Here is a 24979-nt window from a genome sequence, read left to right as displayed (position 1 = left end):
CTGAAAATCTTATAAATTTCTAGTGTTTAATAAATATAAAACTGGGTACATAAATTATTTCGTTTAAAATAAGTGATTTTAGCCTGTTTTTTTTAATTTGTTAATTTATCTTTGTAACTATAATAAATATTCACTTAATTTTTTTGTGAACTTATTTATTGTCGTGGGAGAAAGTACAGATATGTCATTTTCAAAAATTTCGTTTTTCGTTGCACTATCAACTGTAATGCTTTTAGGGGGATGTTCAACAACACGGTTTGACAGTAATGACGGTAGTAACGCATTAGAAGTTTTTTATCCATCTCAACAAATGACAACATTGGAAGTGTCTGATCTGTCATCTACTTCTTCGTTGATGTCTGAGGCAGAAAACGCTTCGATGTATGAGAAAGGAGATTCTCAGAGTGATGGACGAATGGCTAGTCTCGAATTGCCAAGTAATGCTACTGATTTATTTCCCGCAAGTATTGCTGGCGTATGGAATCTTTCTATGGGGGGAAAAGTTTGCCGGATCGCAACGCCGCAAACAAAGTTTGGACAAGGGTACCGTGCTGGCCCTTTACACTGTCCAGGAATTGTTTCCCAAGTGAGATCGTGGGCTGTTAAAGGAAAAAGATTATATTTTTATAATAACTCTGGACGTGTTATCCTTGCCCTTTACTCTTCAAGTGTTGATCGTTTTGAGGGACGTACACTTGATGATCATCCTGTTGTTTTAAGTCGTTAAATCATTTTTGATCGTTTATGAAAAATAAGCTAGATGGACGGATTCGTGAAAAATATTTGTATTTTTCATTGAGAACGGTTTGAAAAAGGTTATTTGGATGATTCTCGTTTCAACACGTTATAAAGAGCTTGTCTCTAAAGGAGAGGTTCGTTTTGATCCTGCTCAATTAGCTATAACAGAATATTTTGATCATTTATTAAAAAAAATTGCGGAACAAAATATCTCTCGTTCTTGGACTTGGATATTTTGCTCTTTCTTTAATAGAATATTTAAAAGAAAAAAACAAAATATTTCTTGTGGTATAAAACAAAGGGATGAAAAAGACTCTTTTCAGGGATTGTATATTTATGGTGAAGTAGGACGGGGCAAAACCATGCTGATGGATTTGTTCTTTTCTTGTTTACCTGAAGGTCATAAAAAGCGTGCTCATTTTAATGATTTTATGACTGATGTACATGAGCGTATTAATTTTTATCGTCAAGCATCTGGGTGTGCAAAATTTAAACAAGATAATCCTATTTTAGCTGTTGCTGAAGATCTTGCACGAGAAGCAAAGGTACTTTGTTTTGATGAGTTTAGTGTAACAGATATTGCTGATGCTATGGTATTGGGGCGGCTTGTTTCTGCTTTGTTTGGTAAAGGAATTTTTTTTATTGCGACTTCAAATGTGGCGCCGGATAACCTTTATTGTAGCGGTTTAAATCGTGAACTCTTTTTGCCTTTTATTCAAGTTTTGAAAGCATATGTTTGTGTTGTTAATCTTGATGCAAAAACAGATTATCGTCTTGAAAAATCAAATCTACAGCATGTTTATGTAGCACCTTTAGGGAAAAAAGCAGATGAATGCATGGATCAAGCATGGGCACTTGTATTGCAAGGACATGAGGAGATATCTGAAGAGCTTTCTATAAAAGGGCGCTTTATTCCTGTTCCGCGCGTTGGTGCAGGATGTGCACGCTTTGATTATGGAGATTTATGTGCAAAGCCTTTGGCAGCGGCTGAGTATTTGGTATTAGGGGAGCGCTATCATACGATTTTTATTGATAATGTACCGGTCATGGATGATACATGTCGCAATGAAACAAAACGGTTTATTTTGCTTATTGATATTCTTTATGAGCGCCACATACGGTTATTTATATCGGCAGCGGCAGAGGTGGGGAATTTGTATAAAGGGCATGCGCAGATTACGGAAACATTTGAATTTCAAAGAACACAGTCACGTCTTTTTGAAATGCAAAGCCACGATTATTTAAAACTTTGGGAAGAACATTTTCTTTTGAAGAAGAAGCATTGATTATACTTTTACCTTTACGTAAACTGTAAAAACAATAACTCTTTGAAATTAAAGAAATGTAATAATTCTGTTGTATTTTTTTAAAATTCACTTTATCGATACATCGTGACAATTTTCTAATAGTTGTTTCAGCGGAGGGTTGTTGTTTCTGTAAGGAGAAAAATTTGTAAATTTCATTTCTTTACTCCTTTTTATGATATTGTTTGAATATGGTTGAAGTCAAAAATATTCAGTATACGGACGCTGATGGGTGTGCGCTGAATTATCTAAAAGTTAGGAAAAAAATAAAATGGCACGAAAAAAAATAGCTCTCATTGGTTCAGGTATGATTGGTGGTACTTTAGCACATATTATTGGGCTTAAAGAACTTGGTGATGTTATCTTATTTGATATTGCAGAAGGTGTGCCACAAGGTAAGGCTCTAGATATCGCTGAATCTTCACCTGTTGAAGGTTTTGATATCAGTCTAAAAGGTGCTAATGCTTATGAAGCAATTGAAGGATCTGATGTTGTTATTGTAACAGCAGGCGTTGCGCGAAAACCTGGTATGAGCCGTGATGAACTTTTGGGCATTAATTTAAAGGTGATGGAACAAGTTGGAGCTGGAATTAAAAAATACGCTTCTTCAGCATTTGTTATTTGTATTACCAATCCCCTTGATGCGATGGTGTGGGCATTGCAGAAATTTTCAGGTCTTCCCGTGCATAAAGTGGTTGGTATGGCCGGTGTCCTTGATTCAGCACGTTTTCGTTATTTCTTATCTGAGGAATTTAAGGTCTCTGTTAAAGATGTGACAGCGTTTGTTTTAGGAGGGCACGGTGATTCAATGGTTCCTCTCGTGCGTTATTCAACGGTTGGTGGTATTTCTTTGCCTGATCTTGTAAAGATGGGCTGGACAACAAAGGAAAGAGTTGATCAAATTATCCAGCGTACCCGTGATGGTGGTGCAGAAATTGTTGGTTTGTTAAAAACAGGTTCTGCTTATTATGCACCAGCAGCTTCTGCTGTTTCTATGGCTGAGGCCTATTTAAAGGATACTAAACGTGTTGTGCCTGTTGCAGCTTATCTTTCAGGAGAATATGGGGTTAATGATACCTACGTTGGTGTTCCTGTTGTACTTGGTGCAGGTGGTGTTGAACGAGTCATTGAAATTGATCTTGATAAAGAAGAAAGAGGTGCTTTTGATCATTCAGTAAGTGCGGTTAAAAAGCTTTGTGAAGCTTGTATTGCTCTTGTGCCTAGTCTCAAGTAAATTGAACAAGATTTAATTCATTAAAATAAGTATTTAGAATATTAAAACTTTAGGATTAATAATGATCCATAAAAGAAAAGGACAAATGCATGAATATCCATGAGTATCAGGCCAAACGTCTGCTTCATGAATATGGAGCACCAATTGCAAATGGTGTTGCTGTTTATTCTGTAGAGCAAGCTGAAAAATGGGCAAAAAAATTGCCCGGACCTCTCTATGTGGTTAAAAGTCAGATACACGCTGGTGGTCGTGGTAAGGGTAAGTTTAAAGAACTTGGTCCTGATGCAAAGGGTGGTGTTCGACTTGCACAATCTGTTGAAGAAGTTGTTGCAAATGTTCAAGAAATGCTTGGTAAAACTTTGGTAACCAAACAAACGGGTCCAGAGGGTAAGCAGGTCAACCGTCTTTATATTGAGGATGGTGCCGATATTGAACGAGAGCTTTATCTTTCACTTTTGGTTGATCGTAGCGTTGGTCGAATTGCTTTTGTTGTTTCAACAGAAGGTGGAATGGATATTGAAACAGTTGCTGAAGAGACACCAGAAAAAATATTCACGCTTCCGATTGATGCTGTAGAGGGTGTTACCTCTGCTGATTGTGTAAGACTTTGTGATGCGTTGAAACTACAAAGTAGTGCGCGAGAAGATGGTGAAAAGCTTTTTCCGATTCTCTATAAGGCATTTTGTGAAAAAGATATGAGCCTTTTAGAGATCAACCCGCTTATTGTGATGAAAGATAGTCACTTGCGTGTTCTTGATGCGAAAGTTTCTTTTGATAATAACGCTCTGTTTCGTCATCCAGATATTTTAGAATTGCGCGATCTTTCAGAAGAAGATCCAAAGGAAATAGAAGCATCAAAACATGATCTCGCTTATGTTGCTCTTGAGGGTACGATTGGTTGCATGGTTAATGGTGCGGGTCTTGCTATGGCAACAATGGATATTATCAAACTCTATGGGGCAGAGCCTGCAAATTTTCTTGACGTTGGTGGTGGAGCGTCAAAAGAAAAGGTGACAGCTGCTTTTAAAATTATTACGGCCGATCCAAATGTTAAGGGCATTTTGGTTAACATTTTTGGTGGTATTATGCGTTGTGATGTCATTGCTGAAGGTGTGGTTGCTGCTGTTCGTGAGGTTGGTTTAAAGGTTCCCTTGGTTGTTCGTCTTGAAGGCACTAATGTTGAGCAAGGTAAAGCAATTATCAATGAGAGTGGTTTGAATGTTATTCCTGCTGATGATTTAGACGATGCTGCCCAAAAGATTGTTGCAGCCGTGAAGGGAGCTTAAGTTATGTCGATTCTTGTGGATAAAGATACAAAAGTTCTAGTTCAAGGGCTTACAGGAAAAACAGGAACATTTCATACAGAACAGGCGCTTGCTTATCATGGTACGCAAATGGTTGGTGGTGTTAATCCTAAAAAGGGTGGAGAAACATGGGAAGGTTCAAAAGGCGAAACTCTTCCTATCTTTGCTAATGTTGCAGAAGCAAAAGAAAAAACAGGCGCGGATGCTTCCGTTATTTATGTTCCTCCTGCAGGGGCTGCGGCAGCTATTATAGAGGCTATTGAAGCTGAAGTTCGTTTAATTATCTGTATTACGGAAGGTATTCCCGTTATGGATATGGTTAAAGTGAAGGCGCGGTTAGAAAATTCAAAATCTCGTCTTATTGGTCCTAATTGTCCCGGTATTCTTACCCCAAATGAATGTAAAATTGGTATTATGCCTGGTTCTATTTTTAGAAAAGGTTCTGTTGGGGTTGTCTCGAGGTCGGGAACTTTAACTTATGAAGCCGTTTTTCAAACGAGTCAGGAAGGTCTCGGGCAAACAACTGCGATAGGGATTGGTGGCGATCCTGTTAAGGGCACTGAATTTATTGATGTGTTGGAAATGTTTTTAGCGGATGATGAAACTCAGTCTATTGTTATGATTGGTGAGATTGGCGGTTCTGCTGAAGAAGAAGCAGCACAGTTTCTGAAAGATGAAGCAAGAAAAGGTCGTAAAAAACCAGTTATTGGCTTTATTGCTGGCCGTACAGCTCCTCCAGGACGTACAATGGGACATGCTGGTGCTGTTATTTCTGGTGGTAAAGGTGGTGCAGAAGATAAAATTGCGGCAATGGAATCAGCAGGGATTCGAGTGTCTCCCTCACCATCACAGATAGGTAAGACTTTGATGTCAGTTTTGAAAGGCTAAAAGAAAGTTTCACCTGAATAAGAAAAAGTTCTTAGATTCAGGTGAAGAAACTTGAGTATAAAAAGGTAAAACTTTTTGAATGGTCGAATCATTGCTTGTTTTGTAAGCATTTAAAGGTCGAAAAGAGATATAAGGAGACGGAATAGATGTTCCGGAGAGGTATATGGCAAGGCAGGACGAAATAAATAGCCTTTTTGCACAGACATCATTTCTTTATGGTGGGAATGCGGATTATATAGATCAACTTTATGCTCAATATGAAAAAGATCCTACCAGTGTTGATTCACAGTGGCGTGCTTTTTTTGAAGGACTTCATGATAATAAAGAAGATGTTCTTAAAAATGCTGAAGGAGCAACATGGCAATGTGATCATTGGCCATTAAAAGCAGAAGGTGAATTGATTTCTGCTCTTGATGGTGATTGGTCTTCTCTTGAAAAATATCTTGGTGATAAATTAAGGGAAAAAGCAATAACAGGTGCTGCACAAAAGGGAAAAACTTCCAGTGAGCAAGATATTATTCGTGCAACACGTGATTCCGTTCATGCAATTATGATGATTCGTGCGTTTCGAGCACGGGGGCATCTTCGGGCAAAGCTTGATCCTCTTCAATTGGCCGAAAAACAAGAAGATTATAAGGAACTTTCCCCAGAAGCTTATGGTTTTACTCCAGCGGATTACGAACGTCTCATTTTTATTGATAATGTTTTAGGGTTGGAATATGCAACTATTCCACAAATGCTTGAAATTCTCAACCGTACTTATTGTTCAACAATCGGTGTGGAATATATGCATGTTTCTGATCCGGTTCAGAAAGCATGGCTTCAAGAACGCATTGAAGGAAGAGATAAAAGAATTTCTTTCACACAACAGGACAAGAAAGCTATCCTGGATAAGCTTATTCAGGCAGAAGGATTTGAACAGTTTTTAGATACTAAATATAAAGGTACAAAGCGTTTTGGACTCGATGGCGGTGAGGCGCTGATTCCCGCTCTTGAACAGATTATAAAATGTGGTAGTGCTTTAGGGGTTAGGGAAGTTATTTTAGGAATGGCACATCGTGGTCGTTTAAATGTTCTCTCACAAGTTCTTGCCAAGCCGCATAGGGCTATCTTTCATGAATTCAAAGGGGGGTCTTATAAGCCTGATGATGTGGAGGGGTCCGGTGATGTCAAATATCATTTGGGAACTTCAGCTGATCTTGAATTTGATGGTAAAAAAGTTCATTTATCGTTGTTGGCTAATCCATCTCATCTTGAGATTGTTGATCCGGTTGTTATGGGGAAAGCACGTGCTAAACAAGATCAACTTATGGGACCTGCGCATACAGATTTACTCTCATTAAGTGAGCGTTCAAAAGTGATGCCATTGCTTATTCATGGTGATGCTGCTTTTGCAGGACAAGGCGTTATCCAAGAAACTTTTGGTCTTTCAGGTCTTAAAGGTTATCGTGTTGCAGGCTCACTTCATGTTATTATCAATAATCAGATTGGTTTTACAACAGCTCCACGTTTTTCACGTTCTTCGCCTTATCCATCAGATGTCGCAAAAATGATTGATGCACCAATTTTCCATGTGAATGGTGATGATCCTGAGGCAGTTGTTTTTATTGCCAAAATAGCAACAGAATTCCGCCAAATTTTCCATAAACCAGTGGTTATTGATATGTTTTGTTATCGCCGTTATGGGCATAATGAAGGTGATGAGCCTTCCTTTACGCAGCCGCTTATGTATAAGGCAATTCGTAATCATAAAACAACACTTCAACTTTATAGTGACCAATTGGTAGCAGAAGGAGTGATTTCTTTAGAAGAGATTGAGCAACAAAAAAAATTATGGCGCGATAAGCTTGAAGGTGAATTTGAAGCAAGTACTTCTTATAAGCCCAATAAGGCTGATTGGCTTGATGGAAGCTGGACGGGACTCAAAGCTTTTAGTAGCTCTGATGAACAACATTCTAGAACAACCGGTGTTGAATTAAAAATTTTAAAGGAAATTGGTCAGAAAATTGTCGAAATACCGGTAGATTTTCACGTTCACAAAACCATTCAACGTTTTTTAAATAATCGTGCTAAAATTTTTGAAACCGGTGAGGGGGTTGACTGGGCAACCGCTGAAGCTTTAGCTTTTGGTTCACTTTGTTTGGAAGGAGCACCGGTTCGTCTTTCTGGTGAGGATGTTGAACGGGGAACTTTTTCACAACGTCATTCAGTTCTTTATGACCAAGAAAATGAGGCGCGTTATATCCCTTTGAATCATTTACAAAAGGGGCAAGCGCTTTATGAAGTTGTTAATTCTATGCTTTCTGAAGAAGCTGTTCTTGGTTTTGAATATGGATATTCTCTTGCTGAACCACGGGGATTAACACTTTGGGAAGCACAATTTGGTGATTTCTCTAATGGTGCACAGGTCATTTTTGATCAATTTATTTCATCCGCAGAGCGTAAGTGGCTTCGTATGTCTGGTCTTGTGTGTTTATTGCCTCATGGTTTTGAAGGGCAAGGGCCGGAGCATTCTTCTGCACGTTTAGAACGGTTTCTTCAACTTTGTGCGGAAGATAATATGCAGGTTGCTAATTGTACAACCCCTGCAAATTATTTTCATATTTTGCGTCGACAAATTAAGCGTGATTTTCGTAAGCCATTGATTTTGATGACACCGAAATCGCTTTTACGTCATAAGCGAGCAGTTTCTCTTCTCAATGAAATGGGGCCAGAAACAAGTTTCTGTCGTGTGTTGCTTGATGATGCAGAATGTCTCAAAGACTCTGTCATTAATTTGCAAAAAGATAGTAAAATTCGCCGTGTCGTCCTTTGTACTGGTAAGGTTTATTACGACCTTTATGAAGAACGTGAAAAAAAGGGTATTGATGATGTTTATCTCCTTCGTATTGAACAGCTTTATCCTTTCCCTGCAAAAGTTTTGGTGAATGTGTTGTCGCGCTTTTTGCAGGCGGAAGTTTTTTGGTGCCAAGAGGAACCAAAAAACATGGGGGCTTGGTCATTTATTGAGCCTTATTTGGAATGGGTTTTGACGCATATTAATGCGCAATATTCACGTGCTCGCTATGCAGGACGTCCTGCGAGTGCGTCACCGGCCTCTGGGTTAATGGTGAAACACCTTGAACAACTGGCTGCGTTTCTTAAAGACGCGTTAGGTTCTTAATTTATTACTACTCTGATGTATGGAAAAATATTATGACTACTGAAATTCGTGTTCCTACTTTGGGCGAATCGGTTACCGAAGCAACGGTTGGCAAATGGTTTAAAAAACTTGGTGAAGCTGTCGCTATGGATGAGCCTTTGGTTGAATTAGAAACTGATAAGGTAACCGTTGAAGTTCCTTCTCCTGTTGCGGGGAAATTATCTGAAATCATTGCAAAAGAAGGCGATACGGTTGAAGTAAATGCTCTTTTAGGAGTGGTGAAAGCTGGAGAAGCTGGTGTCTCCCAATCATTTTCACCTTCTGCTACACTTGTTTCAGCGGCTTCGTCTGAATCGGAGAAGCCTACTTCGAGCAGTACAATGCCCCCTTCTCCTTCAGCAGCAAAATTGATGGCTGAAAATAATGTTGCAAAAAGTGATATTTCAGGTTCTGGAAAACGTGGACAAATTCTTAAAGAAGATGTTCTTGGTGGATTAAAACGAAGTACAAATGTCCCTACACCTTCTTCTTCTGCGACGAGTTCTTCGGCAACTCCTGTCCAAGAAACACGTGAAGAGCGGGTTCGTATGACAAAATTGCGTCAAACAATTGCTCGCCGTCTTAAAGATGCACAAAATGTAGCAGCAATGTTAACCACATTTAATGAAGTTGATATGTCTGCGGTGATGGATTTGCGCAAGCGTTATAAGGATCTTTTTGAAAAGAAACATGGTGTTAAACTTGGTTTTATGGGATTTTTTACCAAGGCTGTTTGTCATGCATTAAAAGAACTTCCTGCTGTTAATGCCGAGATCGATGGGACAGATATTGTTTACAAAAACTATGTCAATGTTGGAATTGCTGTTGGAACGGATAAAGGGCTTGTTGTTCCAGTAGTGCGAGATGCAGATCAGATGTCATTGGCAGAGATTGAAAAAGAGATTGGTCGTTTGGGGCGTCTTGCGCGTGATGGAAAATTAGCCGTTTCTGATATGCAGGGCGGAACTTTTACCATTACCAATGGTGGTGTGTATGGATCGTTGATGTCAACACCGATTTTGAATGCACCACAATCTGGTATTTTGGGAATGCATGCAATTAAAGAGCGAGCAATGGTTGTTGAGGGCCAAGTTGTGATCCGCCCCATGATGTATTTAGCGCTTTCTTATGATCACCGTATTGTGGATGGGCAAGAAGCTGTAACTTTTCTTGTGCGTGTTAAGGAAAGCTTAGAAGATCCGGAACGCCTTGTTCTTGATTTGTAAAATACAGTTTTCAGGATGAAAGGAGAAACGGATGTCTTATGATGTGGCTGTGATCGGAGCGGGTCCAGGTGGTTATGTAGCAGCAATAAAGGCTGCACAACTGGGACTTAAAGTAGCGATTATTGAAAAGCGTACAACATTAGGAGGAACATGTCTCAACGTTGGTTGTATCCCTTCTAAAGCATTGTTACATGCTTCAGAAGTGTTTTCTGAAACCCAGCATGGTTTTGAAACGCTTGGTATTTCTATTGGTAAATCTAAGCTTAATCTTGAACAAATGATGGTTCATAAGAAAGCTGTGGTGACAGCCAATACAAGTGGTGTTTCTTTTTTGATGAAAAAAAATAAAGTTGATACTTTTTGGGGGACAGCCAAAATTTTGAGTGCGGGTCGTGTGGAAGTTGTTGCCAGAGATGGTAATAAACAAACAATTGAAACAAAAAATATTATTATTGCTACGGGTTCAGAGAGTTCGGGCATTCCAGGGGTGAATGTTGAAATTGATGAAAAGACTATTGTTTCTTCTACGGGAGCCCTTTCACTTGAAAAAGTACCAGCGCATATGATTGTAGTGGGTGCTGGTGTTATTGGTTCAGAACTTGGATCAGTTTGGAGCCGTTTAGGTGCTAAGGTGACCATTATTGAGTATTTTAATAAAGTTTTGGGTTCAATGGATGGTGAAGTTTCACGGCAATTTCAGAAATTAATGGAAAAACAGGGAATAGAATATAAGACGGGAACAAAAGTAACAGCTGTTACACAATCTGGCTCAACTGCTCAGGTGACTTTTGAAGCCGTAAAAGGTGGTGCAGCTGAAACTTTAGAGGCTGATGTTGTGCTTATTGCTACTGGACGTTCTCCGTATACGAAGGGGCTTGGCTTAGAGGAGGCTGGTGTTCAGTTAGATGAACGCGGATTTATTGCGATTGATGCCCACTGGCAGACGAATGTTCCAGGAATTTATGCGATTGGTGATGTCGTTAAAGGACCAATGTTAGCGCATAAAGCAGAAGAAGAAGGCGTTGCTGTGGCAGAAATTTTGGCAGGTCAGAAAGGGCATGTTAATTTTGATGTTATTCCTAGTGTTGTTTATACACAGCCGGAAATTGCGAGTGTAGGAAGGACAGAAGAGGAGCTAAAAACTGCTGGTATTGAATATAATGTTGGCAAATTTCCTTTCATGGCCAATGGTCGCGCACGTGCAATGCAAAAGAGTGATGGGTTTGTTAAAATTCTTGCCGATAAAAAAACAGATCGGGTACTAGGGGGGCACATTCTTGGATTTGGTGCTGGTGAAATGATTCATGAAATTGCAGTTTTGATGGAATTTGGTGGTTCATCAGAGGATCTGGGGCGTTGTTGCCATGCACATCCTACCTTATCAGAAGCTGTGCGTGAGGCAGCTTTGGCAACATTTGCTAAACCACTTCATATTTAAAAAGCTTTTAAAAAGTACAGGAGACAGAAAATATTTGTGAAGCATACAACAACATTTTAAAACTTTAAAAAGGAATACAACCAATTGTATTGAAATGTTTCATTTGTTGTATGCTTTTCGATAATTACTGTTTTAGAACTCTGGTGTGCAGCTTTGATTGATTATCCTGTTGTGCACTATCGTTTAGAGCGGTGGTGTTTGGTCTATGTAAAGTTTTACATATGGGGTGGTTTTTTATACTGTTATAAAATATTTAGGATAGGGTTCTGAGCTTATTTGCGTGCTTTGTTTTAAGAAAGTATCTCTCAAAATGCGCAAATCTACTTAGCGATGGTGCTCGTGAATGGTATAGCTGTAAAATTCCTCTTGAAATATATAAAATTCATTCAAACTGTTATAAGATCTATAGTGCACCATCATCTTTATGTTTAGTGAAAGTATACACTGACATTATAATGCACTTTTTCAGTTCTCAATATTGCTAAAGCCCTTTATTATTTGAGAATCTTCATAAGAGAAATTTTTATTCTTTTTTTTCATCATTTTTACTTACACGCTCGCTTTGTTTGTGATCTGCAGATAAAAGATTTTAATTGATTCAACGTGAGAGAGTTTGTGATAAAAGAATCTTACAGTTTTCAGCGTTATGAATCAAGTTGAAAATGATAGTTTATTGTTATAAATCAATATGTTATTCATTGTGATGAATCATATGAAGAAGGAAGCCAAAAGGAGTTTGTTTAAAGAAATTGAATTGTTTAATGATTGGTGTGGGTTAAGGATCTTTGTCATTTAAGATGCAGAGGGGAGGGATTGAATATTCTACAAAATACCACTCTTTTTTAAAAGAGCGGTATTTTTATATCTTTTGTTTATAACACTATCTTTTTGATAATAATGACAAGTTATACAGTGTGATTAAATTAGTTTTTGCTTTTCTGTTTTTCTTGATCATTGCTTGTTATGTCTTAAAAAGATGATATGTCTCTTCTTTAAGGTTGTTAAGAAATCGCAATGTTGCCAAAGTATAATGAATAGCTAAAATTCTTTAAAAACCATAATTACACGAGAATATTAAGTTTGTTTTCATTAGACAGCTTTGTGATAACTTAAAAAATCAAGCATATGCTTTCTATAGGTATTAAAATTGTAATTTTTTATCCTCTTGTTGTTCTCTTATAAAAGTGGGAAGCCCCATATGATCAAGATATTTAAGGAAAGGGTGTGGTGGTAATTCTTCTACATTGACCATAGTCTTAACATCCCATTCACCAGTGGCAATAAGAAGGGCTGTTGCGGCTGCTGGTACGCCAGCTGTATAGGAAATGCCTTGTGCCCCAGTTTCATGAAAAGCTTGTTTGTGATCAGCTATATTATAGATAAAAATTTCTCGCGGGTTTCCATCTTTTTCGCCTTTAATAAGATCTCCGATACAGGTTTTTCCTGTGTAGTCTGGGGCGAGAGAGGAAGGGTCGGGTAAGACGGCTTTCACGACTTTCAAGGGCACGACTTCTTGACCTTCCGCCGTTTTAATGGGCTGTTCGGATAAGAGTCCGAGGTTTTTTAGAACCGTAAAAACAGTGATATAACGATCACTAAATCCCATCCAGAAACGGACATTCTCCACATCGAGATTTTTCGATAATGAATGAATTTCATCATGTCCTGTCATATAGGCTTTTTGTTTTCCAACAACGGGAAGATCCCATTCATGGCTGACTTCAAACATTTTATTGGAAGTCCATTTTTTATTTTGCCATGACCATACTTGTCCTGTAAATTCACGGAAGTTAATTTCTGGATCAAAATTTGTAGCAAACCAACGCCCATGATTTCCGGCATTAATATCAATAATATCAATATCTGTGATTGTATCAAAATAATCATCGCGCGCTAATGCAGCATAAGCATTCACTACACCTGGGTCAAAACCTGCTCCTAAAATAGCGGTTATACCAGCTTTTTCACATTCTTGACGTCGAGGCCATTCATAATTGCCATACCAAGGAGGTGTTTCACAAATTTTCAAGGGATCTTCATGAATTGCTGTATCAATATAAGCGCATTTGGTTTCAATACAAGCTGAAAGAACAGACATATTAAGAAAGGCAGAACCAACATTAATGACAATTTCGCATTTGGTCTTTTGGATGAGCTTTATAGTTTCTTCTACATTCATGGCATTGAGCAAATGGCTTTTGAGAACACCCTGTTCTTTCATTGTGTTTTTTTCTTTAATAGAAGCAATGATGGCTTCACATTTTTTGAGTGTTCGTGAAGCAATATGAATCTCCCCAAGAATATCATTGTTTTGAGCACATTTGTGTGCAACAACTTGTGCAACACCTCCAGCACCAATAATGAGAACATTTTTTTTCATTGTAGGTTTATCTCCTTTTTAATACTGTTGTACGACGTTTTTATGGTTGATCTTTATGAAAGGCTTTCCTGATAGTCGTTATAGCTGAATTGGCGTTGAAGTTTTAGTGTACCATCGCACTCTTTTAGAACAATAGCGGGCATTGTAACGCCATTAAACCAGTTTTTCTTGACCATTGTATAACCTGCTGCATCTTGAAAAGACAGTCTATCACCTATGTTGAGAGGTTTTTGAAATTGAAATGTTCCAAAAATATCGCCGGCAAGACAAGATTTTCCACAAATCATAATTTCGTGTGGTCCTTGATTGGGTTCTAATTTGGCATTTTCACGATAAATTAAAAGATCAAGCATATGTGCTTCAATTGAGCTATCAACGACGGCAAGATTCTTTTCATTATACAATGTGTCAAGAACACTGACTTCTAATGTGGTACTTTTGGTGATAGCAGCTTCTCCTGGTTCTAGAAAAAGAGTAACGCCATGGGTTTTAGAAAATTGTTTCAAACGTTTTGCGAAAGCTTCTAGAGGATAATTTTCAGCGGTAAAATGGATACCACCGCCAAGGCTTATCCAGTCAACCGCAGCGAAAAGTTCTGCAAATTTTTCTTCTATATACCCAAGCATTTGGTTAAAAAGATTAAAATCAGCATTTTCACAATTGTTGTGGATCATCAGGCCATTTATGAGGGGTAGAACTTCTTTTATAGCGCTTTGATTGGCTTCGCCTAAGCGGCTAAAAGGGCGGGAGGGGTTGGCAAGATCAAAATTGGATGCGCTGATTCCTGGATTTAACCTCAAGCCTCGTTGAATGGTTTTTGTTGCATTAGAAAAGCGTTGAAGCTGTTGGACTGAGTTAAAGATAATTTTGTCTGCATAACCACAGACTTCATCAATTTCATGATCGGCCCAAGCAACCGAATAGGCATGGGTTTCTTTGCCAAATTTTTCTCTTCCTAAACGCAATTCATACAAAGATGATGAGGTCGTTCCATCCATATACTCAGACATTAAATCAAAAACACTCCATGTGGCAAAACATTTCAAAGCAAGTAAAATTTTAGCTCCGGACATTTCCCGTAAACGAGAAATTGTTTGCATATTTTTGACGAGTTTCAATTTGTCTATAAGATAATAGGGGGTTTTTATCATCATTTATTCATTCTTTTTTGAAGGATCTTATTGCCAAGATCAACGTTTAGTACAAAGAGTAACAGAATGTCTCAAGAAAAAAGAATCTTAAGAAAAGAATCTGTTTCTGTCTAGCAAGAGAAAGGCTTTCTGTAATTACTGTTGTTTATTATTTTGAGTTTTGCGTTATGAGTATGAAAAAAAAATTATATTATGCTTTAGCTTTTCTATTTGTTAGCAGTTTTTTTATTATAACAATCACTCTTGTTAATTGGGGGAAAAATAGGAGTGATGCTAAAGCCAAACTGGTTACTCAGACTTCTGTCCAAGATAGTCCGGTGCCTTTGATTTTTACGGGGCGTAGAGAACTTAATGGTTTTAAAGGCTATCGTCATTATCGGCGTGGTTATCGTAAATACAGTGATAATTGGTGGTATCCTGAAATGGCGTTTGTTACATCATCGCACTTAAGCACAAAAGGCGCATCATTAAAAGTTGTATCAGATGCTAAAAAAGTGTTTTTAACGTCTTCTTTGGAAAAATTAGAAAAAAAAGAGCTATGGATGCTTAAACAACATATTGAATCTTGCCGTGCGCGTTACCGTTCTTACAATAAAAATGATAATAGTTATCAGCCTTTTCATGGACCTCGTAAACAGTGCCTTTCTCGCTTTTTTAAAGGATAAAAATTATTAAATAAAATTTTAATTGCTTCTTGTCGTGGGCGTTATTGTGCTTACAATAGAGAGAAAACTTGTGTGATGCGCAGCATTTTCATACAAGCGTTTTTTTTGAAAAATTTAAATGCTTTTAAGTTTTATTAAATCTTATTATCATTAAGTGTGGAATGGGGGGTGAGAATATAAGTTTTTGTTTTGTCGATGACAAAATATTAAGAACGGGATGGAGCTGAAAGAATGACAACACGGGAAGCAATGTTGGTATTGCTCGTTTTGCTTCCCTTTGGTGGAAGTGCTATCATTGGCTTTTTTCGTTCGACAGCAAAAAATAATGAAGCGTGGTTTGCTGGGATTGTTGCACTTTTCTGTCTTATTTTTACAATAATGCTTTATCCGGAAGTTCGCGGAAACCACATAGTGCGTTTAGATATTTCTTGGCTTCCAGAATGGGGGAGCGATTTGATTCTCCGTATAGATGGTTTGGCGTGGCTTTTTTGCTTGCTCATTACAGGAATTGGGTTGCTTGTTGTCATTTATTCACGTTATTATATGGATCCGGCGGATTCTGTACCGCGTTTTTTTTCCTTTTTTTTGGCTTTTATGGGATCAATGACGGGAATAGTCTTATCAGGCAATCTCGTCTTTTTGGTTATTTTTTGGGAACTCACCAGTATTTTTTCTTTTTTGTTGATCGGTTATTGGTACCATAATGCAAGTGCGCGTGAGGGTGCGCGTATGGCTCTAACAATCACAGGTTTTGGTGGTTTTGCCCTTTTTATTGGGGTTTTATTGATTGGGTATATTGTTGGCAGTTTTGATTTGGATAGGGTGCTGCAGTCTGGAGATATGATCCGGTCAAGTTCTCTTTATAGTCTTGTCCTTATTTGTATTTTATTGGGGGGATTAACAAAAAGTGCACAGTTTCCCTTTCATTTTTGGTTGCCCAATGCGATGGCTGCTCCAACCCCCGTATCGGCTTATTTGCATTCGGCAACCATGGTAAAAGCGGGATTGTTTTTGCTTGTTCGTTTATGGCCTGTGCTTTCTGGGACAGAATCTTGGTTTTGGCTGGTTGGCTTTTCAGGACTCTCGACACTGCTGCTTGGTGCTTATTTTTCCATGTTTCAGCAAGATTTGAAAGGACTACTTGCTTACTCTACTATTAGTCATCTTGGATTGATTACCACGCTTTTAAGCCTTGGTAGTCCACTTGCTTGTGTTGCAGCGATCTTCCATATGGCCAATCATGCTACTTTTAAAGCTTCTTTATTTATGGCCGCTGGTATTATTGATCACGAGACGGGAACACGTGATATGCGTAAATTGTCAGGGTTTTATCGTTCTATGCCTATTACAGCAACTCTCGCTTTAGTTGCAAGTGCAGCGATGGCCGGAGTTCCTTTGCTGAATGGTTTTTTATCGAAAGAGATGTTTTTTGCTGAAGCTGTTGAAACGCATATGGAATCATGGCTCGATTGGATTGCACCTTATGTAGCAACACTGGCTAGTCTGTTTAGTGTAACCTATTCTATACGTTTTATTCATGGTGTTTTTTTGGGACCAAAACCTGTCAATTTACCCAAAACTCCTCATGAACCACCGCATTTCATGCGTTTACCAATGGAGCTTTTGGTGTTTATTTGTTTAGCAGTTGGTATTTTTCCTAATTTAACAATAGGACCTATTTTAGATAACGCGGTCGTGTCTGTTTTAGGACCAATGACAATCTCTTATAGTTTAGCTGTTTGGCATGGATTTAATACTCCATTAGTGATGAGTTTGGTTGCGTTATTAGGAGGCGGATTGCTTTATGCTGTCGGGCATCGTTATTTTTTATCCTGTGATGATGGGGCGCCTTTTTTTCGTCACTTGAATGGACCGCGTATTTTTGAACGCATTCTCGTGATTATTTCTTGGAAATGGGCGCGTGCGGTGGAATCTATTTTGTCAATACGCCGTTTGCAGATACAGGTGCACTGGATTTTTTGGATGTGTTTTGCATTTGTTGGTCTTTTACTTTGGTGTGATGGTTTCATTTCAGCGGGGGCGTTACCGCTTTTCCCAGTTGATATTCCTTTTCTCGCTCTTTGGTTAGTTGGCGGATTATGTGCGCTTTTAGTTGCTTGGCAAGCAAAGTTTCATCGTCTTGCATCACTCATGTTATTGGGGGGAGCTGGTTTGGTGACTTGTGCAACCTTTTTATGGCTTTCTGCTCCTGATTTAGCAATAACACAATTAGTTGTTGAGGTTGTTACAATCGTCTTATTATTGCTTGGTTTACGGTGGTTGCCTAAACGCTTGCATAATCCTACTCCAACGCCTGTTCGTTTTTTTGTACGCTTGCGTCGTATCCGTGATTTCATCATAGCCCTTGTGGGAGGTGCTGGTGTAGCATGGCTCTCGTTTGCAGTGATGACACGTCCTCAAGGTATGACGATTTCTGATTTTTTTCTCACCAAGGCTTATTCTGATGCTGGTGGTCGCAATGTTGTGAATGTGTTGTTGGTTGATTTCCGTGGTTTTGATACTATGGGAGAAATTGTCGTTTTGGGTGTTGTATCACTCACTGTTTTTGCCCTTTTACGACGGTTTCGTCCTGCCCCTGAAAGTATTGATGCACCTTTTCAACAACGTGTTCAGAAAGCTTTTGATATGGCACAGCCTGATCGGAATATAGGGGATACGGTATTGAATTATTTAGCTGTTCCTGCTGTTATTATGGGCTGGCTCTTTCCAGTTATTATCGTTTTTTCGATTTATTTATTTATACGGGGGCATGATCTTCCAGGAGGCGGATTTGTTGGTGGTGTGACTTTAGCAATAGGCTTTATTTTGCAATATCTTGCGCGTGATATTCGTTGGGTGGAAACGCATTTGAGAGTTTTACCTTTGCGTTGGATGGGGTTTGGTTTACTGTTGTCAGTCGCAACGGGAGTAGGGGCGTGGTTTTTTGAATATCCTTTTTTAACCTCCTTTTTTCGATATATTCATCTTCCGTTAATTGGAAAAGTTCCCATGGCATCTGCTTTTTTATTTGATTTTGGTGTGCTTTCTCTTGTGTTAGGAGCAACGGTTCTCATTTTAATTGCACTTGCACATCAGTCAATTCGGAGTTACCGAATCGGTAAGAAACCTGTTTTGAAAGAGAAGGAAAAATGATGGAAATTGTTCTTTCTTTAGGTATTGGTGTTCTTGTTGGATCAGGAATTTGGCTTATTTTACGTCCACGCACTTTTCAAGTCATTCTTGGTTTGTCTTTGATTTCCTATGGTGTCAATCTTTTTATGTTTTCAATGAGTAGACCGCGTAGTAATGCTGCGCCAATTGTTGATCCTTCTAATGTTATTAATCCAGCTAATTATATCGATCCTCTTCCTCAAGCTTTGGTTTTAACTGCGATTGTGATTGGTTTTGCAACGACAGCTTTATTTTTAGTTATTCTCTTGGTTTCACGCGGTTTAACGGGTTCAGATCACGTTGATGGACGTGAGGTGCAGTGATGGAAGTAGGGGTGTGTCATCTCCTTATTTTGCCTATTCTTTTGCCGTTAATCACTGGAGCACTTCTTCTTTTTTATGATGAACGGCGTTCGAAACTTAAATCATTAATTAGTCTTTTTTCGGCGGGATTGTCGGTCGTTATTGCTGTTTTATTGATTATACGGATTCTTGAAATAGCGCCGGCTTGCGATGTTTATCGGCTTGGCAATTGGCCCTCTTCCTTCGGAATTGTTTTGGTCCTTGATCGTTTAAGCGCCATGATGCTCTTACTTTCAAGCTTGTTGGTGACTAGCGCACTGGTTTTTGCGCGGGCTCATTGGTACAAAGCGGGTTCTCATTTTCAGTCATTGATGCAATTTTTTATGGTGGGGATAAATGGCGCTTTTCTGACCGGTGATTTATTTAATTTATTTGTATTTTTTGAAGTTATGTTAACGGCTTCCTATGGGCTTGCTTTGCATGGTTCTGGTCAGACACGCGTGCGTGCAGGGTTACATTATGTAGTGGTTAATCTTATTGCTTCATTACTTTTTTTAGTTGGTACAGCACTCATTTATGGTGTCGCTGGTACTCTTAATATGGCTGATTTGGCTGTTAAAATAAAATACATATCTTCTACAGATATTGTTTTGTTCGAAATAGGTGTTGCACTTCTAGGTATTGCTTTTTTGCTTAAGGCTGGTATGTGGCCGCTTAATTTTTGGTTGGTGCCAACTTACAGCGCAGCAGTAGCGCCCGTTGGAGCTTCTTTTGCACTTTTGAGCAAGGTGGGTATTTATATTATTTTACGTTTAACGTTGCTGTGGTTTGGGCCTGAAAGTGAATATTTTAACCATTTTGGTCATACGGTTTTGTTTTATGGTGGGCTTGCTACTATGATTTTTGGTTTTATTGGAGTATTAGCGAGCCAAGTTTTAGTGCGTTTGGCAGCTTATAGTGTTCTTGTCTCTTCTGGTACATTGTTGACCGCGATTGGAATCGGCAATGCAGCACTGACAGCAGGTGCACTTTTTTATATTGTTTCTTCAACTTTAGCACTGGGAGCTTTTTTTCTTTTGGTAGAGTTGGTTGAACGCTGTCAAGATGTGGCTGCTAATGTTCTGGCTGTTACAATGGAGGTTTATGGTGACGATGAAGAGGAGGAAGAAGATGAAGTTGGCACATATTTCCCTGTAACCTTGGCAATTCTTGGGGCTTGTTTTGGTATCTGTGCCATTTTGATTATTGGATTGCCACCTTTTTCTGGTTTTGTTGCTAAACTTATGATGTTCATGGCAGTTTTAAACCATAGTAGAGAGGATTTTTTTGCCTTTCTTCCGGTTTACCATGATTGGCTTTTTGTGGTTTTTGTCACCCTCTCTGGTTTTGCAGCTTTGATTGCACTGACACGAACGGGGATTAGAACTTTTTGGGTTTCTCTTGAAGGTCGTGTTCCCCGTGTGCAGGTGATAGAATTTGCGCCTATTGCTGTTCTTCTTGCCTTGTGTTTTCTTATAACAATTGTAGCCAGTCCTGTTAGTCATTATATGTCTGAAACTGCTAAGACTTTGTATGAACCTCAGAATTATATTGGGAGCGTTTTAACGGATTTTTCTCTCAAAAAGAGGGAGATGAATAAATGAAACGTTTTTGTCCTTCTCCTTTTTTCAGTGGTGTCATTGTCCTTATGTGGCTTATTTTAAATGGTTTTAGTTTAGGGCAATTGCTTTTAGGCATTATAACCGCTTTGTTTTGTGGTTGGGTGATACGGCTTCTTGAGCCGGAGAAGGTTGCTATTAAAAGCTGGAGTGCAGTTTTTCGTCTTATTTTTCGAGTCTTGATAGATTCTATATCCTCAAATATCTCGGTGGTTTGGTTTGTTTTAACAAAAAGGTTTCGAAAACAGCAATCTGGCTTTATTGTAGTGCCTCTTTTGCTTCATAATCGCACTGCGTTGGCTATTTTAGCATGCATCCTTTCGGCCACTCCTGGAACGGCTTGGGTTGCCTATAATAGTAAAAAAGGTGAGCTTTTGCTTCATGTCTTAAATTTAAAAAATGGATATGATTATCAACAATTGATCAAACAACGGTATGAGCAATTACTTTTGGAGATTTTCTTATGAGTATGGTGATCCTTTATTGGGGAATTTTCTTTTCACAGTTTTTTTTAAGTTTGGCGGTGATCTTCGCATTGTTTCGGTTGATTCGTGGTCCACGGGCACAGGATAGAATTGTTGGTTTGGATGCTCTTTATATAACCACTCTTCTTTTGTTTCTTACATTCGATATCCGTTCAGGAGCAACCATTTATTTTGTCGCAGCTCTCATTATTGGGTTGTTGGGAACTGTCTCAAGCATCGCTTTGGCGAAATTTCTTATGCGGGGGGAGATTATTGAATGAAAGATGATGTATCGCTTGTGGTTGCTATTGCTATCACGGTTTTCTTAATATTAGGGTCTGGATTGACGTTGATCGCAACGATAGGTTTGGTGCGTTTTTCCAGTTTTTATGAGCGTTTGCATATGCTTTCAGTATGTACGAGTTGGGGTGTTGGTAGCATTCTTATTTCTTCATTTCTTTATTCAATATTTGTAGACCATCATTTTGTTTTTCATGAAGTGTTGCTGATGTTTTTTTTGTTTTTAACAGCACCGGTAGCTTCTATGTTGCTTTCACATACAGCAGCTTATCGACATCATTCAGAAGAACAGTCAGAAAAACCGCTGGCTCTTTTATTACACCAGACGGAAGAAAAATTATCTACGTCAGAAGAAACATCAAGCGATGAGAGCCAGCGCGATTCTTGAAATGTAAGAACCTTTTTTATTCTGTGCTTTTTTCTTCTACACACGTGAGGGACATTGCGTGGTCTTCAGTAAGGGTATGATAGAATGAGGCCTCGTTTCCTTTTGTCCACCAAACATATTCTCCCCCTACATATTTTGCTCCAGAAGCAGAAACGACATTGGAAGCCATAATGCGATTTCCATTCCATTTGAGATCAGCTAATGCAATATCACCGGTAGTGTAGTAGGTTACTTCAACACGCTCTTTTTTTGTTTCATTGCTGCATTGATAGACAACGGTTTCTTTTTTTGGTTCTGGATCGTCTGGTACCTCAATGACTAAAGAGCCAGCAAAGGCACTCATTGAGCTAAAAAGCGATAGATTTAAAACGGCTAAAAATTGTAAATTAAAAAGAGTTTTTTTCATAATGTTTACCTGATTATTTAGAACAACAATGTTGATTCATCTTTACAGTGGATGGGTTTTTTTCTTTCTGGATCACGAAGATGATCGTAAAGTGTGACTTCGCTGTTCATTTTCCACCAAACATACCATCTTCCTTCATATTTTTCCCCTGTGTCGGCGACTACATTTGCAGCAATGACGCGATCGCTTTTCCATTTGAAATCAACTAACGAAATATTATCAGCATTGAGGTAGATTGCTTCAACGCGCTCTTTACTTGTTCCAGTATCGCACTGGTAGGTAATGGTTTCTGTTTTTGGCTCTGGATTGTCTGGTACCTCAATGATAAAAGAACCAGCCAAGCTATTGTTTGAGCTAAAGAGTGATAAACTTAAAGCGGTGAAAAATCCTAAAATATGCAAAGTTTTTTTCATAATGCTTCCCTATATTCCTAATATTGCGCACAAAGAATAATTTGATTGATACGATGGTGTCTACGGCAGGATTCGAACCTGCGACCCCAGGATTCATACCACTTCGATTTTCACCGCCAGCCTTATCCGGCTGTTTGTGGTCTGGACTGTCTCTTCACCTTGAAGCTTTTAGCTCTTTAGGTGCTGCCCGTTCAGTCTCTACACCTTTCTCTCATTTGAAGAGAGACTTGGCTCGGGATTGGCATATAGTCTCCCATGAAGCTTTCCCCGAATTTGAGCAGATCCACTTCGAGGATTTCTCCTCAAAGTGCCCAATTTCTTTAGGAATCCTGTGCTCTATCCTACTGAGCTACGCAGACATCATCGTACTTATTCCTTTAATAGAAGTATAAAAACGAATCAATTATATTCAATATGAATTAACGAATTTCTGCTAATTTTTGTTTCAGAAAAGTCAAAACTGCATCTGGTGAAACATTTTTTGCAATAAATGATTGGCCAAGGCCGCGTGTTAAGATGAAGGTCAAATTATTTTGTGAAACTTTTTTATCTTGGGCAATGAGAGTCATTAAAGTTTCAGCATCTGGTAGATATCCTGGGACATTCTTTAATTGTGTAGGCAATCCTATAGATTTGAAGTGTGCTTCAACGCGTTGTGTAAGTTTGGGGCTTATTAAATTTAGTTGAGCAGAGAATTGATGCGCTAGAACCATTCCAATTGCTACAGCTTCACCGTGAATTAAACGCTTTGAGTCATAGGCTGTTGCTGTTTCAAGCATATGTCCAAATGTATGGCCGAGATTTAAGAGTGCGCGCTCTCCTGTTTCGTGTTCATCGCGCGCTACAATATCAGCTTTAAATTGGCATGAGCGGACAATGGCTTCTGTTCGCATAGGGCCATTGGAAAAGACTTCTTGTCCATTTTTTTCAAGCCATTCAAAGAAATCAGGCTGGTTAATGAGTCCATATTTGACCATTTCCGCGTAACCAGCACGAAATTCGCGCGATGGTAGGGTATTAAGAAGACATGTGTCAGCAATAACGCATTGCGGTTGATAAAAAGTACCAATCAGATTTTTACCATATCGGCTGTTGATTCCAGTTTTTCCACCAACGGAGGAGTCAATTTGTGCGAGAAGCGTTGTGGGCATTTGAATGAAGTTCATACCACGGCGTATGATGCTTGCGGCAAATCCTCCTAGATCGCCAATGACACCACCGCCAAAAGCAATAACGCAATCGCCTCTTTCTAAACGCGCAGCAAGAATTTGATCGATGATAACTTGCAAGGTTGAAAATGATTTTGATTGTTCTCCCGCTTCTACAATAATAGGGACAGTATGAATTTTATTTTTTGTTAACTCTGCTTGTAATATTTCCAAATGAAGGGAAGCAACATTTGTATCTGTAACAAGTGCCAAGCGCGTTGGATGAGGATCTTTTTTGTTAAGAGCATGTTTAATCTGTGAAGCAGCTTGTGCAATTAGACCCGGACCAATGATGATATCGTAACAGTGTCTGTTCAGTTTAACAGTGACGGTCTTTGTTTGCATGCTGGTTGTTCCTATTATTAATTTCTGTGTATAGGTAGTGCTGTACAGATCGTATAACATTTTGTGCTACGGTATGACGGCTTTCTTTATGACTGTTAATTGTTAAGTTTGCCTTTGCATAGATAGGATAACGCTGTTCCATGAGTTTTTGCATGGTTTCTTTAGGATTGACTGTTTGAAGGAGTGGTCGTGTTGGGTGCTTTAAGACACGTTGCATGAGGATATCAAGATCAACTTTTAGCCATACGGATATACCATTTTGATGAATGGCTTTACGAATATTTTCGTTCATGTAGGCACCACCACCTGTTGCTAAAACAAGAGGACTTTTTTTCATGAGGTTTAAAATAACACGCTGTTCAAGAGCGCGGAATTCTGATTCACCATAAATTTTAAAAAGTTCTGTGATTTTCATTTGTGCAGCTTTTTCAATTTCTTTGTCAGAATCATAAAAGGGTAAACGGAGCATGGTGGCGACGCGTTTTCCGATCACTGATTTGCCTGCCCCCATAAGACCAACAAGGACAAGAGCTCTTTTATCAAGGGATGATAAGAGCTGATTCTTTATTTGTGTTATGGGGACGCGTTTTGGTCGATTGCTTTTCATAACTTTATTTCGGCATTTATCCATCTTAAAGTCAATTCCTGTTAATCTTTGTGAGGCATAATACGAGATAGAATATTTTTGGGTAGGTTATTGTCTTATGCCAACATTGACCAGATTTTTGATGATTCTTTTCATTTTGCTTTCTGTCCTTTTCATTATAATGGGGGCTCTTGTGGTTTGGGTTGAACCAGTAACTGTGGATATGTAC

The 24979-nt window shown here is 38.8% G+C and carries 21 protein-coding genes; 15 read left to right on the top strand and 6 right to left on the bottom strand.

Going from position 1 to position 24979, the window contains the following annotated elements; all coding sequences use genetic code 11:
• Positions 1-181 precede the first annotated feature (181 nt).
• The 8 genes from QHG57_RS01855 (at position 182) to lpdA (ending at position 11313) form a co-directional block, all read left to right on the top strand.
• The gene (locus QHG57_RS01855; protein ID WP_330168393.1) at positions 182-727 is read left to right on the top strand and encodes an AprI/Inh family metalloprotease inhibitor; all 546 of its coding nucleotides are present in this window, start codon (positions 182-184) and stop codon (positions 725-727) included.
• A gap of 97 nt (positions 728-824) precedes the next feature.
• Positions 825-2024, top strand: coding sequence for a cell division protein ZapE (gene zapE, locus QHG57_RS01850; protein WP_330168782.1), 1200 nt, complete (start codon positions 825-827; stop codon positions 2022-2024).
• 289 nt (positions 2025-2313) lie between these two features.
• Positions 2314-3276 carry a malate dehydrogenase gene (mdh, locus tag QHG57_RS01845; protein WP_330169349.1) on the top strand — a complete coding sequence of 321 codons (963 nt, stop codon included), beginning with the start codon at positions 2314-2316 and terminating at the stop codon, positions 3274-3276.
• 89 nt (positions 3277-3365) lie between these two features.
• On the top strand, positions 3366-4562 hold the full coding sequence (sucC, locus tag QHG57_RS01840) for an ADP-forming succinate--CoA ligase subunit beta (protein WP_330168391.1): 1197 nt from the start codon (positions 3366-3368) through the stop codon (positions 4560-4562).
• A gap of 3 nt (positions 4563-4565) precedes the next feature.
• Positions 4566-5468, top strand: coding sequence for a succinate--CoA ligase subunit alpha (gene sucD, locus QHG57_RS01835; RefSeq protein WP_330168390.1), 903 nt, complete (start codon positions 4566-4568; stop codon positions 5466-5468).
• A gap of 163 nt (positions 5469-5631) precedes the next feature.
• A complete protein-coding gene (locus QHG57_RS01830; protein WP_330168389.1) occupies positions 5632-8631 on the top strand; it encodes a 2-oxoglutarate dehydrogenase E1 component in 3000 nt (999 codons plus the stop codon).
• A gap of 32 nt (positions 8632-8663) precedes the next feature.
• On the top strand, positions 8664-9875 hold the full coding sequence (gene odhB / locus QHG57_RS01825; protein ID WP_330168388.1) for a 2-oxoglutarate dehydrogenase complex dihydrolipoyllysine-residue succinyltransferase: 1212 nt from the start codon (positions 8664-8666) through the stop codon (positions 9873-9875).
• Positions 9876-9906: 31 nt separating this feature from the next.
• Positions 9907-11313, top strand: coding sequence for a dihydrolipoyl dehydrogenase (gene lpdA, locus QHG57_RS01820; RefSeq protein WP_330168387.1), 1407 nt, complete (start codon positions 9907-9909; stop codon positions 11311-11313).
• A gap of 1141 nt (positions 11314-12454) precedes the next feature.
• On the opposite strand, the gene QHG57_RS01815 is transcribed toward lpdA, so the two are convergent.
• Both QHG57_RS01815 and QHG57_RS01810 read right to left on the bottom strand, forming a co-directional pair.
• Positions 12455-13693, bottom strand: coding sequence for a saccharopine dehydrogenase family protein (locus tag QHG57_RS01815; RefSeq protein ID WP_330168386.1), 1239 nt, complete (start codon positions 13691-13693; stop codon positions 12455-12457).
• A gap of 53 nt (positions 13694-13746) precedes the next feature.
• On the bottom strand, positions 13747-14844 hold the full coding sequence (locus QHG57_RS01810) for a carboxynorspermidine decarboxylase (RefSeq protein WP_330169602.1): 1098 nt from the start codon (positions 14842-14844) through the stop codon (positions 13747-13749).
• Between the two features lie 167 nt (positions 14845-15011).
• On the opposite strand from QHG57_RS01810, the gene QHG57_RS01805 reads away from it, so the two are divergent.
• The 7 genes from QHG57_RS01805 (at position 15012) to mnhG (ending at position 21792) form a co-directional block, all read left to right on the top strand.
• On the top strand, positions 15012-15509 hold the full coding sequence (locus QHG57_RS01805; protein ID WP_330169348.1) for a BA14K family protein: 498 nt from the start codon (positions 15012-15014) through the stop codon (positions 15507-15509).
• A gap of 231 nt (positions 15510-15740) precedes the next feature.
• Complete coding sequence (locus tag QHG57_RS01800; RefSeq protein ID WP_330169347.1) at positions 15741-18662, top strand: monovalent cation/H+ antiporter subunit A; 2922 nt, start codon at positions 15741-15743, stop codon at positions 18660-18662.
• Entirely contained in the window at positions 18662-19003 is a 342-nt protein-coding gene (locus tag QHG57_RS01795) for a Na+/H+ antiporter subunit C (protein ID WP_330168779.1), read from the top strand. The genes QHG57_RS01800 and QHG57_RS01795 overlap by 1 nt, the downstream gene beginning before the upstream one ends.
• Positions 19003-20625, top strand: a complete 1623-nt coding sequence (locus QHG57_RS01790) for a monovalent cation/H+ antiporter subunit D (protein ID WP_330169346.1) — start codon at positions 19003-19005, stop codon at positions 20623-20625. The genes QHG57_RS01795 and QHG57_RS01790 overlap by 1 nt, the downstream gene beginning before the upstream one ends.
• Positions 20622-21107 carry a Na+/H+ antiporter subunit E gene (locus QHG57_RS01785; protein ID WP_330169345.1) on the top strand — a complete coding sequence of 162 codons (486 nt, stop codon included), beginning with the start codon at positions 20622-20624 and terminating at the stop codon, positions 21105-21107. Before QHG57_RS01790 ends, QHG57_RS01785 begins: the two co-directional genes overlap by 4 nt.
• Positions 21104-21385: a K+/H+ antiporter subunit F gene (locus QHG57_RS01780; protein ID WP_330169344.1), complete on the top strand. Its 282-nt coding sequence runs from the start codon at positions 21104-21106 to the stop codon at positions 21383-21385. The genes QHG57_RS01785 and QHG57_RS01780 overlap by 4 nt, the downstream gene beginning before the upstream one ends.
• A complete protein-coding gene (gene mnhG, locus QHG57_RS01775; protein ID WP_330168381.1) occupies positions 21382-21792 on the top strand; it encodes a monovalent cation/H(+) antiporter subunit G in 411 nt (136 codons plus the stop codon). The genes QHG57_RS01780 and mnhG overlap by 4 nt, the downstream gene beginning before the upstream one ends.
• A 16-nt stretch (positions 21793-21808) precedes the next feature.
• On the opposite strand, the gene QHG57_RS01770 is transcribed toward mnhG, so the two are convergent.
• The 4 genes from QHG57_RS01770 to QHG57_RS01755 form a co-directional block, all read right to left on the bottom strand.
• Positions 21809-22198 (bottom strand): MliC family protein, encoded by a 390-nt coding sequence (locus QHG57_RS01770; RefSeq protein ID WP_330168380.1) that lies wholly within the window; start codon positions 22196-22198, stop codon positions 21809-21811.
• A 17-nt stretch (positions 22199-22215) separates the two neighbouring features.
• Positions 22216-22611, bottom strand: a complete 396-nt coding sequence (locus QHG57_RS01765) for an MliC family protein (protein WP_330168379.1) — start codon at positions 22609-22611, stop codon at positions 22216-22218.
• A 419-nt stretch (positions 22612-23030) separates the two neighbouring features.
• On the bottom strand, positions 23031-24164 hold the full coding sequence (aroB, locus tag QHG57_RS01760) for a 3-dehydroquinate synthase (protein WP_330169343.1): 1134 nt from the start codon (positions 24162-24164) through the stop codon (positions 23031-23033).
• Positions 24139-24771, bottom strand: a complete 633-nt coding sequence (locus QHG57_RS01755; RefSeq protein ID WP_330169601.1) for a shikimate kinase — start codon at positions 24769-24771, stop codon at positions 24139-24141. Before QHG57_RS01755 ends, aroB begins: the two co-directional genes overlap by 26 nt.
• Positions 24772-24979 lie beyond the last annotated feature (208 nt).

This window comes from Bartonella grahamii subsp. shimonis (assembly GCF_036327415.1).
Lineage (GTDB): Bacteria > Pseudomonadota > Alphaproteobacteria > Rhizobiales > Rhizobiaceae > Bartonella > Bartonella shimonis.
Note: the sequence above shows the minus strand (reverse complement) of the source record. Positions and strands in the feature narration are given on the sequence as shown.